Source organism: Nocardioides sp. B129/18 (genome assembly GCF_055282735.1).
In genome coordinates, this window is the sequence record NZ_JBUZJI010000015.1 from 1 (window position 1) to 12190 (window position 12190).

General features: G+C 69.9%; 12 protein-coding genes, 2 tRNA genes and 2 pseudogenes. 3 read left to right on the forward strand and 13 right to left on the reverse strand.

What is annotated here, in order from left to right:
* Window positions 1–103: 103 nt before the first annotated feature.
* Window positions 104–919, forward strand: a pseudogene (locus tag ACZDWJ_RS11870) (tyrosine-type recombinase/integrase); the annotation flags it as partial.
* Window positions 920–1070: 151 nt separating this feature from the next.
* Here ACZDWJ_RS11870 and ACZDWJ_RS11875 read toward each other — a convergent pair.
* A tRNA-Phe gene (locus tag ACZDWJ_RS11875) sits at window positions 1071–1167 on the reverse strand.
* Window positions 1168–1293: 126 nt separating this feature from the next.
* Here ACZDWJ_RS11875 and ACZDWJ_RS11880 point away from each other — a divergent pair.
* Window positions 1294–2352, forward strand: a pseudogene (locus tag ACZDWJ_RS11880) (recombinase family protein); the annotation flags it as partial.
* Window positions 2353–2469: 117 nt separating this feature from the next.
* On the opposite strand, the gene ACZDWJ_RS11885 reads toward ACZDWJ_RS11880, so the two are convergent.
* The 12 genes from ACZDWJ_RS11885 to ACZDWJ_RS11940 all read right to left on the reverse strand — a co-directional run bounded on the left by ACZDWJ_RS11885 (window position 2470) and on the right by ACZDWJ_RS11940 (window position 9850).
* Window positions 2470–2625, reverse strand: coding sequence for a hypothetical protein (locus ACZDWJ_RS11885; protein WP_463521169.1), 156 nt, complete (start codon window positions 2623–2625; stop codon window positions 2470–2472).
* Between the two features lie 334 nt (window positions 2626–2959).
* A tRNA-Ala gene (locus tag ACZDWJ_RS11890) sits at window positions 2960–3035 on the reverse strand.
* 124 nt (window positions 3036–3159) lie between these two features.
* Window positions 3160–3774 carry a histidine phosphatase family protein gene (locus ACZDWJ_RS11895; protein ID WP_463521170.1) on the reverse strand — a complete coding sequence of 205 codons (615 nt, stop codon included), beginning with the start codon at window positions 3772–3774 and terminating at the stop codon, window positions 3160–3162.
* On the reverse strand, window positions 3771–4148 hold the full coding sequence (gene rsfS, locus ACZDWJ_RS11900) for a ribosome silencing factor (RefSeq protein WP_463521171.1): 378 nt from the start codon (window positions 4146–4148) through the stop codon (window positions 3771–3773). The genes ACZDWJ_RS11895 and rsfS overlap by 4 nt, the downstream gene beginning before the upstream one ends.
* A 22-nt stretch (window positions 4149–4170) precedes the next feature.
* On the reverse strand, window positions 4171–4881 hold the full coding sequence (nadD, locus tag ACZDWJ_RS11905) for a nicotinate-nucleotide adenylyltransferase (protein WP_463521172.1): 711 nt from the start codon (window positions 4879–4881) through the stop codon (window positions 4171–4173).
* Window positions 4882–4891: 10 nt separating this feature from the next.
* Window positions 4892–5041 carry a hypothetical protein gene (locus tag ACZDWJ_RS11910; RefSeq protein WP_463521173.1) on the reverse strand — a complete coding sequence of 50 codons (150 nt, stop codon included), beginning with the start codon at window positions 5039–5041 and terminating at the stop codon, window positions 4892–4894.
* Window positions 5042–5069: 28 nt separating this feature from the next.
* Window positions 5070–5273 carry a hypothetical protein gene (locus ACZDWJ_RS11915; protein WP_463521174.1) on the reverse strand — a complete coding sequence of 68 codons (204 nt, stop codon included), beginning with the start codon at window positions 5271–5273 and terminating at the stop codon, window positions 5070–5072.
* A 61-nt stretch (window positions 5274–5334) separates the two neighbouring features.
* Window positions 5335–6606, reverse strand: a complete 1272-nt coding sequence (locus ACZDWJ_RS11920; RefSeq protein WP_463521175.1) for a glutamate-5-semialdehyde dehydrogenase — start codon at window positions 6604–6606, stop codon at window positions 5335–5337.
* Between the two features lie 116 nt (window positions 6607–6722).
* Window positions 6723–7676, reverse strand: coding sequence for an electron transfer flavoprotein subunit alpha/FixB family protein (locus tag ACZDWJ_RS11925; RefSeq protein ID WP_463521176.1), 954 nt, complete (start codon window positions 7674–7676; stop codon window positions 6723–6725).
* Between the two features lie 29 nt (window positions 7677–7705).
* Window positions 7706–8473: an electron transfer flavoprotein subunit beta/FixA family protein gene (locus ACZDWJ_RS11930; RefSeq protein ID WP_463521177.1), complete on the reverse strand. Its 768-nt coding sequence runs from the start codon at window positions 8471–8473 to the stop codon at window positions 7706–7708.
* Between the two features lie 230 nt (window positions 8474–8703).
* Window positions 8704–9057 carry a hypothetical protein gene (locus ACZDWJ_RS11935; RefSeq protein WP_463521178.1) on the reverse strand — a complete coding sequence of 118 codons (354 nt, stop codon included), beginning with the start codon at window positions 9055–9057 and terminating at the stop codon, window positions 8704–8706.
* A gap of 13 nt (window positions 9058–9070) precedes the next feature.
* Entirely contained in the window at window positions 9071–9850 is a 780-nt protein-coding gene (locus ACZDWJ_RS11940) for an enoyl-CoA hydratase/isomerase family protein (RefSeq protein WP_463521179.1), read from the reverse strand.
* Between the two features lie 127 nt (window positions 9851–9977).
* Here ACZDWJ_RS11940 and glgX point away from each other — a divergent pair, with 127 nt between their 5' ends.
* A complete protein-coding gene (gene glgX, locus ACZDWJ_RS11945; RefSeq protein WP_463521249.1) occupies window positions 9978–12158 on the forward strand; it encodes a glycogen debranching protein GlgX in 2181 nt (726 codons plus the stop codon).
* Window positions 12159–12190 lie beyond the last annotated feature (32 nt).

The window sequence follows — 12190 nt, forward strand, 5'->3', positions numbered from 1 at the left end:
CAGCGCCGACACACATCGACGCAGATCAGATGTCACCTATCCGTGCAGCAGACCCAAGAGCGGGATCGTAAGTCCCGAGCGCCGGTGGCGTCTCGGGGCCTACTTGGACTACTGGCTGCCGATCGTGAAGACGACGCGGCGACCGACGACCTATACGTCCTACGAGATGATCATCCGTCTCTACCTGAAGCCGGACCTCGGGCACTACGACCTGGTGCACCTCACCGTCGCGAACGTGCAGACGTACCTCGACGGCCAGTTGGCCGCCGGATGTTCTATTCGCACCGTTCAGAAGATCAGGACCGTCCTCTCCGCAGCGCTCACACGCGCCCAGCGGGAAGAACTCGTCGTGCGCAACGTCGCGCACTCGTTAGAGCTGCCGACATGGCACCGGCGGAAGATCACGCCGTGGACCTTCGAGCAGGCGAAGACGTTCCTCAGCGCCACACAGAACCACCCGTGGCAACCTGCATTTCTAATGCTCATCGTCTACGGCATGCGCCGTAGCGAGGTCCTTGGTCTGCGATGGTTGGACATCGATTTTCAGAATCAAGTCCTCCACGTGGAACACCAGATCCAACGGGTAGATGGCGACTGGCAACTTGGACCGGTCAAGACCAACGCCGGCAAACGGGACCTGCCACTCCTTCCCGTCGTTGCCAGCGCACTTGAGGGCCTCCGTGGACCGGACTCCAGGCCATCTGACTTGGTGTTCCAGACCCGATTCGGAACGCCCGTTGAGGGAGGAAACCTCCTCCGAGCGTTCACACGAATCAGCGAGCAGGCCGGGCTGCCCCGAATCACCCTCCATCACCTACGCCACACGGCGGCGACGTTCCTGAAGAACATCGGGCTTCCCGCACGCGACACTCAGCTTCTACTTGGCCACGCCAACATCACAACGACGCAGCAGATCTACCAGCACGGCGACGTCGAGAGTCAGACCGATGCCCTCGCCGAGGTTCAACGTGCGGTGACGGAAGCCGATGACAGCACGCGTTGCTGTCAATCGTTGCTGTCAGACACCAAAAACGGACCCGAAATGGGTCCGCATGGATTGATTCTCTCTCTGGTGGCTCCTCCCGGACTTGAACCGGGGACACAAGGCTCTTCAGGCCTCTGCTGGCCTCGCTCTGCGCTGACTTCAACAGGGGTGACGCCGTTGCTCGACGGCATTCGAAGGACGGCGTTGGTAGGCCGCGTTGCTGTCAACTTTGCTGTCAAACCGACTCCGCTGGAGGCCCATGCCGCGTGACCCTGCTCGACCGATTCCTACGCCCACTGGAGAAGCACATGACCGCACAATCCCACTCCCCCACCCTGACGGCGGTGAGCTACTACCGCGTCTCGACGAGCGACCAAGCACGCCGCGGTGGCCTGGCTGAGGGCCTCTCAATTCCCGCCCAGCGCTCGGCGTGCCGCACCAAAGCCGACGGCCTCGGAGCGACGTTGCTTCGCGAGTTCATCGATGCCGGCGAGTCGGGCAGATCTGCCGACCGCCCGGAGCTGCAGAAGCTCCTCGCCTATATCCGCGAGAACCACGTCGACCTCGTCATCGTCCACAAGATCGATCGCCTCGCGCGCAACCGCGCAGACGACGTGGCAATCAACCTCGCCATCCGCCAGGCCGGCGCAACCTTGGTCTCCGTGACGGAGAACGTGGACGAGACGCCCCAGGGACAGCTCGTCCACGGCATCTTCTCCGCTGTCGCCGAGTGGTACAGCCAGAACCTTGCGCAAGAGGTCATCAAGGGTATGGAGCAGAAAGTTCGCCATGGCGGCGCCCTTGGCAGGGCTCCAGTCGGCTACGCGAACGTGCGCACGACGGTCAACGGCACGGAGGTCCGCACGATCGAGGTCGACCCAGAGCGGGCACCGATCGTGAAGTGGGCCTTCGAGACCTACGCCAACGACCAGGACATGACGCTGTCCTCGCTGACAGAACTGCTCGAAGACCGCGGGCTGACAATCCGAGCGACGCCGAGGCAACCCGAGCGGCCACTCCAGCGAAGCCACGTACACAAGATGCTGCTCAATCGCTTCTACTGCGGGTACGTGACCTTCCGCGACGTCGAACACCCGGGGGCGCACGAGCCGCTGATCGACGAGGCCACCTTCCACGCCGTGCAGGACCGGCTCGCGGGAAACCGCCTCGGCGGCAATCGAGAACGAAAGCACGCCAACTACCTCTCCGGCAGTGTCTTCTGCGGCCGCTGCAAGTCGCGCCTGATCTACATGATGCCGACCGGCAAGAACGGGGCGCGGTACGAGTACTTCGTCTGCTCAGGGCGGCAGACCAAGAGCAACGACTGCGACGCCCCCTACATCCCCCTGGAGCAGGTCGAAGCCGCCGTCACCAAGGTCTGGGACACGGAGCACGAACCATGGCTCGGGGACGCCCTCCCCCAGATCCGTGGCAGCCTCATCGACCACCTGCGCGCGATCCAGGACGAGGCCCAACAGAACACGTCAGGCCTCCAGCGCAAGATCGAATCGATCCACCGTGACCAGCGCAAGCTCGCCGACCTCAGCATGGACGGCGTCATTCCCGCGCATATCGCCCAGGAACGACAAGCACGATTCTCCCGACAGCTCGCCGCGATGGAGCAGGAGTTGGCCGCTCACGAGCGCTCGGGTATCGATACCGAAGCGACCCTGGACGCCCTGCTCGACCGCCTCGGAGACCCCGGCCGGCTCTACCGCGACATCACGGATCCCGACCGACGCAGGTACAACCAAGCGTGGTTCTCCCGGATCTACATCGACGCGATCGATCCCGACGAGCCAGGAGGCACCGCGGCCGCTCAGGCAGCGCGTACACCGCTCGCAGCAGCCCTCGACGACAGCAGGCGCCTCGTCATGGCGTCAGGTGCCGGAAACGCAGAAGCGGACCCCTCGGGGTCCGCTTCTGTCTTCACCCTGGGCAGTCAGCCTGTCCAGGTTTCTACTAATCCACTTTTGGTGGAGCTGAGGGGACTCGAACCCCTGACCCTCTGCATGCCATGCAGATGCGCTACCAGCTGCGCCACAGCCCCAGGCTTGGCCATCTCCGCTCGCGCGGTGACGACCTGCGGAACATTAGCCGATGGGGGCACGGGGAGGAAAATCGGGGTGGCTCCCCCGTGTCGCACCCCGTCCTGCTCGCAGGCGCCCACCGGCTCAGACCGACGCGAGCCGGTTGTAGGCCTGCAGCCGCAGGGGACCGCCGGGCTCGACGACGTCGAGCGCGACCCACGCGCAGTTGTCGAGGCCGCGCAGCGACGCGCCGGTGCCCAGCGGCCAGCCGAGCAGCGCGGGCACGGTGTCGCGGATGGCCGCGCCGTGGGAGACGGCGATGCCCAGGCCGCCCTCGGGGATGCGGTCCAGCAGCTCGTGCAGGGCCGCGGACATCCGCGCGGCGACCTCGGCGGCGCTCTCCGCACCCGGCACGACCGACCACTCGCCCCGACGGAAGGACGCGAACTCCTCGGGCGCCATCGCCTCGTACTCGACGTGCGTGAGCCCCTGGCGCTCGCCGAGGAAGTACTCCCGCAGCCGCGCGTCGGCCCGGGCCTCCAGGCCGGTGGAGGCGGCGACGTAGGCCGCGGTCTGGCGGGCCCGGCGGCTGTCGGAGCACCACAGCACCGACGGACCGAAGCGCGCCAGCACGGGGGCGACAGCGGCCGCCTGGGCGTGACCGGTCTCGTCGAGCTCGGACTCGGCCTGCCCCTGGATGCGCCGCTCGGCGTTCCAGGAGGTCTGACCGTGACGCAGCAGGAGGAGCCGGCGGCTCACCGCTCGGAGGAGACGACGTCGGCCGGCAGCTCGATGAGCGGGCAGTCGCGCCAGAGCCGCTCGAGGGCGTAGAACTGCCGCTCCTCCTCGTGCTGCACGTGGATGACGAGGTCGCCGTAGTCGAGCAGCACCCAGCGGCCCTCGCGGTGGCCCTCGCGACGGATCGGCTTCGCACCGGCCTCGCGCAGCTTGTCCTCGACCTCGTCGACGATGGCGCCGACCTGGCGCTCGTTGCTCGCCGAGGCGAGCACGAAGGCGTCGGTGATGGCCAGCTGCTCGCTGACGTCGAAGGCCACGATGTGCTGGGCCAGCTTGTCGCTGGCCGCGCGGGCGGCGACGGTGACCAGCTCGAGGGCGTAGTCGGTGGCGGTCATGGGGTCTCCCTGGGGACGGTGGTCACGGGGTGTCGTGGACGGCGCTGAGCGTCACCGGATCGGTGAGGTGCTCGACGGGCTCGGCCGAGGCCGAGCGGGCCGTCGCCGGGTCGCGGCGGTGGGCCGCGGCGTCCACGACGGGATAGAGGTCGTGCTTGGCGACGTACTGGACGACGCCGTCGGGCACGAGGTACCAGACGGGCTCGCCGCGGCGCGCCCGGTCGCGGCAGTCGGTGCTCGAGATGGCCAGCGCCGGGATCTCCAGGATCGTGACGCGGTCGGCCGGGAGCCCGCTGATCGAGGTGAGGTCCATCTCGTAGCCCGGCCGGGTGCACCCGACGAACCGGGCGAGGTCGAAGAGCTCGCCGGCGTCACGCCAGGTGAAGATCTCGGTGAGGGCGTCGGCGCCGGTGATGAAGTACAGCTCGGCGTCGGGCAGCGCGGCCCGCAGGTCACGCAGGGTGTCGATGGTGTACGTCGGGCCCGGCCGGTCGATGTCGACCCGGCTCACGGTGAAGCGCGGGTTGGCGGCCGTGGCGATCACCGTCATGAGGTAGCGGTGCTCGGCTGCGGTGACCTGACGGTCGGACTTCTGCCAGGGGTCGCCGGTGGGCACGAACACGACCTCGTCGAGGTCGTACCAGGACTGCACCTCGGAGGCGGCCACCAGGTGACCGTGATGGATGGGATCGAAGGTCCCGCCCATGACGCCGACCCGGCGCCGACGCGTCATGCGACGCCGCTCAGCTGTGCTCGCGGCCGTTGCCGAAGGCGATGAGCGCGAACAGGAGGATCAGGAGGATGCCGAGGGCGAGGCCACCGATGACCCAGTGGTTGGGGCCGCCGCCCTCGGAGGAGGTCTCAGCGGCACGCACGAGGAGCTGCAACGTCATGGGAGAAGCGTACCGGGCATCGGGGCCCTCAGCCGACGTGCCCGCCACCGGTGGCGCGACCGGCCCGCCGGGAGCGGACCAGGAGCACCACGAGCAGCACGATCGCGGCGGTCACGCCGAACGCGAGCAGTGCGCCCAGCAGCAGCTCGACGCCGTCGGGGAGGAGCGGGTTCGGCTCGCCCTCGCCGGCGGCCTGCACCAGGGACGGGGACGTGATCAGGTCGAGGGCCATGCCGGGACCCTCGTGCCGGCTCGAGCCCGTGTCACCAGGGGCCGGCACGAGCCAGCAGGGATCAGCGGACGTGGCCGTCGCCGGTGACGACGTACTTGGTCGACGTCATCTCCGGCAGGCCCATCGGGCCGCGGGCGTGGAGCTTCTGGGTGCTGATGCCGATCTCGGCGCCGAAGCCGAACTCCCCGCCGTCGGTGAAGCGGGTGGAGGCGTTGACGAGCACCGCGGCGGAGTCGACGGCGGCGGTGAACAGGCGCGCGGCCCGCTGGTCCTCGGTGACGATGGCCTCGGTGTGCTGGCTCGACCAGCGTCGGATGTGGGCGACGGCGTCCTCGACGGAGTCGACGACGCGGGCGGCGATGTCGAGGGAGAGGTACTCGGTGCCCCAGTCGTCGTCGGTGGCCTCGACGACGCCGTCGAGCACGGCGAAGGTGGCGTCGCCGTGCACGGTGACGCCGGCCTGCTGGAGCGCGGCGGTGATCCGCGGGACGAACAGCTCGGCGACGTCGGCGTGCACCAGCAGGGTCTCCGCGGCGTTGCACACGCTGGTGCGGTGGGTCTTGGAGTTGAGGACGATCGCGACGGCCATGTCGAGGTCGGCGGCGGCGTCGACGTAGACGTGGCAGTTGCCGACGCCGGTCTCGATCACCGGCACCGTCGACTCCTCCACGACCGTGCGGATCAGGCCCGCTCCCCCGCGCGGGATGAGCACGTCGACCAGCCCGCGGGCGCGCATCAGCTCCTTGACGGTGTCGTGGGAGTCGGCCGGCACCAGCTGCAGGACCTCGGGATCGAGCCCGGCGGAGGCGACGGCGTCGCGGAGGACCGCGACGAGCGCGGCGTTGCTGGCCGCGGCGCTGCCCGAGCCGCGCAGCAGCACGGCGTTGCCGGACTTCAAGCAGATGCCGGCGGCGTCGGCGGTGACGTTGGGACGGGCCTCGTAGATCATGCCGACGACGCCGAACGGCACCCGGATCTGGCGCAGCTCCAGGCCGTTGGCCAGCGTGCTGCCGCGCACCACCTCGCCGACGGGGTCGGCCAGGCCCGCGACGTCGCGCAGGCCCTGCGCCATGCCGCCCAGGCGCTCGGGGGTCAGTCGCAGGCGGTCGACGATGTTGGCGGGGGTGCCGCCGGCCTCGGCGCGCGCGACGTCGTCGGCGTTGGCGGCGAGGATCTCCTGCGAGCGCTCCAGCAGGGCCGCGGCCATCGCCTCCAGGGCGGCGTCCTTGACCAGCCGGGTGGCCAGCGCCAGGCCGTGGCTGGCCTCGCGGGCGCGCAGGGCGAGGGTGGCGACGGACGCCTCGGAGCGGACGGGGCCGGGCGCGTCGGTCATGGCGCCATCGTAGTGAGCGCCGCCCGCTCCCCCGGCGGCGTTTGAGGAGCCGAGACGCGCACGAGCCCCCACCGCGGACGGTGGGGGCTCGTGACGGGGAGCAGATCCTCGGGGGATCAGCCCTTGCGCTGGTTGATCTCCTCGGTGGCCTTGGGCAGCACCGCGTGGAGGTCGCCGACGACGCCGAAGTCGACGAGCTCGAAGATCGGCGCCTCCTCGTCCTTGTTGACCGCGACGATCGTCTTCGAGGTCTGCATGCCGGCCCGGTGCTGGATGGCACCGGAGATGCCGTTGGCGACGTAGAGCTGCGGCGAGACGACCTTGCCGGTCTGGCCGACCTGGAAGCTGTGCGGCTTCCAGCCGGAGTCGACGGCGGCACGCGAGGCGCCGACCGCCGCGCCCAGCGCGTCGGCCAGGCCCTCGACGGAGTCGAAGTTGCCGCCGGTGCCACGGCCGCCGGAGACGACGATCGCGGCCTCGGTGAGCTCGGGGCGACCCGAGGCCTGACGCGGCTGCGACGCCACGATCTGGGCCTTCTTGGCGGAGTCGGAGATGGTCGCGGTGAACGCCTCGGTGGCGCCGGCGCCGGCCGACTCCTCCGGAGCGGCCGAGTTCGGCTTGACCGTGATGATCGGCGTGCCGGTGGTGACCTTCGCCTTGGCGGTGAAGTTGCCCGCGAACACCGACTGGGTGGTCGTGCCGTCGGCGTCGACGTCGACGGCGTCGGTGATCAGGCCGGAGCCGGTCTTGATCGCCAGGCGACCGGCGATCTCCTTGCCCTCGTAGCCGGAGACGATCAGGACGGCGGCCGGCGAGGTCTTCTCGATCAGCTGCTGGAGGACCTCGGCCTTGGGGGCGACGAGGTAGCCCTTGATCTCGGCGTCGTCGACCACGTAGGTCTTGTCGGCGCCGAAGGCCGCCAGCCGCTGCGCGGCGGCGTCGGCCTGGTCGGCACCGCCGATGAAGACGGCCGAGGGCGAGCCGATGCGCTTGGCGATGGCCAGCAGCTCGAGGGTGGGCTTGCGGATGGCTCCGTCGACGTGATCGACGAGCACCAGGACTTCGGACATGAGTGCTTCTCTTCCTCTCGCAGCGCTCGTCAGATGAACTTCTTGGACGCCAGGAAGCCGACCAGCGCGGTGGCGCCGGCGCCGTCCTCGTCCTTGACGATCTCGCCGGCGGTGCGCGGCGGACGGGCGGCGGTCTCCTCGACGGAGGTCCAGGCGACCGACAGGCCGACCGAGGCGGCGTCGACGCCGATGTCGGACAGCGACCAGGTCTCCAGCGGCTTCTTCTTCGCGGCCATGATGCCCTTGAAGGAGGGGTAGCGCGCCTCGCCGGTCTGGTCGGTGACCGACATGACCAGCGGCATGGTGCCGCCGATGATCTCGGTGGCGGTGTCGCCGTCGCGCTTGATGCGCACCTGGTCGCCCTGGGTCTCGATGACCGCGGCGAAGGTGACCTGCGGGAGGTCGAGGCGCTCGGCGAGCATCGCGGGGACGACCGACATGCCGGCGTCGGTGGAGGCCATGCCGCACATGACGAGGTCCGGCACGCCGATCTTCTCGATGGCCTTGGCGAGCACCAGCGAGGTGGCGATGGCGTCGGAGCCGGCGATGGCGTCGTCGACGACGTGGATGCCCTTGTCGACGCCCATCTGCAGCGCCTTGCGGACGGCGTCCACGCCCTTCTCGGGACCGACGCAGAGCGCGGTCACCTCGATGTCCTCGCCCTTCTCCTTCAGCTGGAGGGCCTGCTCGACCGCGTACTCGTCGAGCTCGGACAGCAGGCCGTCCACGCCGACGCGGTCGACGGTGTTGTCGGACTCGAACTGGCGGTCCGCAGTGGCATCGGGGACGTACTTCACACAGACAACAATGTTCATGGTGGTGATCGGCCGGTTAGGGCCCCTCCTGTGCACTCGGATGTGATCGTGAGGTTACCGCCCAGTCACCTGGCCGCACACGAGGATGCGCGGGTTGGCTATCTCACACCGCTGACAGCGTCACTGTCAGCCTCGCGGCTCGTGGCGCCGTCCCCGGCGTGAGGTCGGACGGGGGGTTGTTCCGGTGTTCGGGTGATGCGGGGCTGTGGCGGTCAGGGACGCAGCACGCGCTCGAGCAGACGTCCCACGATCAAGTAGAACACCGCACCCAATCCCCAGTTGACAAGAGCGTTCTTGCTGGCCGCGGAGTCGCCGGTGAAGGTGAAGATCCCGTTGTCGCGGGAGAACACCGACAGGTCGACGGCGTCGGCGAGGTCGAGGACCTGGCGCACCAGGGCGTTGTCGCGGTTCGCGTCGAGCGCCACGAGCAGGGCGCCGACGGCGAGGATCAGGGCCAGGACGAGGCAGATCGTCCACACGGCACGGGCCAGGGCGAGGCGCAGCGCTCGGGTGCTCTGCTCGGGTCCCTGGCCGTCGCCGCCCTTGCTCCGGGTCAGGCGCGCCATGCGCCCGCCCCGCTCACCGGCCAACGAACTGCGCCTTCCCGGGACCGCTCTCCACGAACGAGGTCATGCCGATGCGGCGGTCCTCGGTGGCGAACAGGGAGGCGAACTGCATGCGCTCGATCTCCAGACCGGTCTCGAGGTCGACCTCGAGACCGCGGTCGATGGCCTCCTTGGCCGCGCGGACGGCATAGGTGGCCGCCGTCGCGAACTGCGCGGCCCAGGCCACGGCGGCGTCGTAGACCTCCGCGGCCGGGACGACGCGGTCGACCAGGCCGATGGAGAGCGCCTCGTCGGCCTTCACGAACCGGCCGGTGAGGATGAGGTCCTTGGCCTTGGAGGGGCCGACGAGCCGGGTCAGGCGCTGCGTGCCGCCGGCGCCGGGGATGATGCCGAGGAGGATCTCGGGCTGGCCCAGCACGGCGTCGTCGGCGGCGAAGCGGACGTCGGCGCACAGCGCGAGCTCGCAGCCGCCGCCCAGGGCGTAGCCGGTGATCGCGGCGACGACCGGCTTGGGGATGCGGGCCACCGCGGTGAAGGCGGTCGTGAGGCCGGCGGAGCGCTTGATCATGTCGGTGTGCGACATGTCGGCCATCTCCTTGACGTCCGCGCCCGCGGCGAAGACGCGCTCGCCGCCGTAGAGGACGACGGCCTTGACGTCGTCACGCTCGGTGGCCTCGGCGGCGGCGGCGCGGATCTCCTCCTGCACCTGCTCGCTCAGCGCGTTCATCTTGGGTCGGTCCAGTCGCAGCGTCGCGACGCCGTCGCTCACCTCGAGTCGGACGAACTCGCCCATCGTGTCTGCCACCTCTCCCGACCCGCACGGGCCGGCGTCGTGTCGTCGCGACCGGGGCCGATGCCGCCGGAGTCGCCCATCCGCTCCGCACTCTGCCAGGTTCGGCAAGAATGAGGCGGTGAGCGCGATGACGTGGACGCACCTGGGACAGACCTCGCGGGTCTGGCCCGGCCGCAACTTCCCCCTCGGAGCCACCTGGTCGGCGGAGTCGACGAACTTCGCGGTGTACGCGCCGGCCGGCACCGCCGCCTGGGTCTGCCTGTTCCACGAGGTCGACGGGATCGAGGAGGAGGAGCGGTACGCGCTCACCGAGCGCTCCCAGGGCATCTTCCACGGCGCCATCCCCGACGTGGCGCCGGGCACCCGCTACGGCTTCCGCGTCGACGGCCCGTGGGACCCCGCGCAGGGCCTGCGGTTCAACGTCGACAAGCTGCTGCTCGACCCCTACGCCCTGGCCATCGCCGGCGACCTCGACCCCCAGCAGCCCGCCTTCGGCTACGTCTTCGGCGAGCCCGAGACCCGCCAGGGCGACGACTCCGCGCCCTACGTGCCGCGCAGCGTCGTCGTCGACCCGACCTTCGGGGGTGGGTTCGACTGGGAGGGCGACGCGCCGATGCACCGGCGCTGGCGCGACACCGTCATCTACGAGGCCCACGTCAAGGGCATGACCGCGCTGCACGACCGCGTCCCCGAGGAGCTGCGCGGCACCTACGCGGGCCTGGCCACCCCGGCGGTCATCGACTACCTGTGCGACCTCGGCGTCACGGCCGTCGAGCTGCTGCCGGTGCACCAGTTCGTCTCCGAGCCGGCGCTGACCGAGCGCGGCGCGGCCAACTACTGGGGCTACAACTCCATCGGCTACTTCGCCCCGCACAACGCCTACGCCGCCTCCGGCGAGCACGGCGAGCAGGTGCGCGAGTTCAAGGAGATGGTCAAGGCCTTCCACCGCGCCGGCCTCGAGGTGATCCTCGACGTCGTCTACAACCACACCGCCGAGGCCGGCCCGCTCGGGCCCACCCTCAGCTTCCGCGGGCTCGACGACCGCGGCTTCTACAAGCGCGTCGCCCCGCAGGCCGACCCCGCCACCGGCGCCCCGGGCGCGTTCGACGACACCTACTGGGACGTCACCGGCTGCGGCAACACCGTCAACTCCGGCGACCCGCTCGCGCTGCGGCTCATCCTCGACTCCCTGCGCTACTGGGTCACCGAGATGCACGTCGACGGCTTCCGCTTCGACCTCATGTCGGCGCTGACCCGCACCGGCTACGACATCGACATGGGCTGCGACCTGCTGGTGGCCATCGGCCAGGACCCCGTCCTGCGCCACGTGAAGCTCATCGCCGAGCCGTGGGACGCCTCCATGGACGGCTACCTGGTGGGCCGCATGCCCCCGCCGTGGACGGAGTGGAACGACCAGTACCGCGACGAGATCCGCGACTTCTGGCGCAACCACACCTCCGGCATCCGCACCGTCGCCACCCGGCTGGCCGGCTCCTCGGACCTCTACGCCGACGACGGCCGCTCCGCGTACGCCTCGATCAACTTCGTCACCGCCCACGACGGCTTCACGCTGCGCGACGTCGTCACCTACGAGAGCAAGCACAACGAGGCCAACGGCGAGGACAACCGCGACGGCACCGACAACAACCGCTCGTGGAACCACGGGGTCGAGGGCGAGACCGACGACCCCGCCCTCGTGGCGGTCCGCCGGCGCCAGGCCGCCAACATGATGGCCACCCTGTGCCTGTCCAACGGCGTCCCGATGATCACCGCCGGCGACGAGCGCGGGCGCACCCAGCGCGGCAACAACAACGCCTACTGCCAGGACAACGAGATCTCCTGGATCGACTGGCGTCCCGACGACGCCTGGCTCGACGTCTACGAGGTCACCAAGACCGCCCTGCGACTGCGGCGCGAGCACCCCGCCCTGCGCCAGCGGCACTGGTTCGAGGGACGTCCCGCGCTCAAGGGCGGCCCCAAGGACCTCGCCTGGCTGCACCCCACCGGCCGCGAGATGACCGACCGCGACTGGCACGACCCCGAGCTGCGCGCCGTCGGCATGTTCGTCTCCGGCGCCCCCCTGCGCTCCCCCGGCCCGCGCGGGGAGCAGCAGATCGACTCCTCGTTCATGATCTGGTTCAACTCCGCCTGGCTCCCCCAGCCCATCCAGCTGCCGGAGAACGACTGGGTGCAGACCGGCACCGTCGTGCTCTCCACCGACTTCAAGCTCCCCGTCGGGACGCAGGTGAAGGCCGGCGACCGGCTCTCGATCGGGCGTCGGTCGACGGTGGTGCTGCGGGAGGGGTGAGTCGGGCCGGGGAGCCAGAAGTTCCCCGGCTG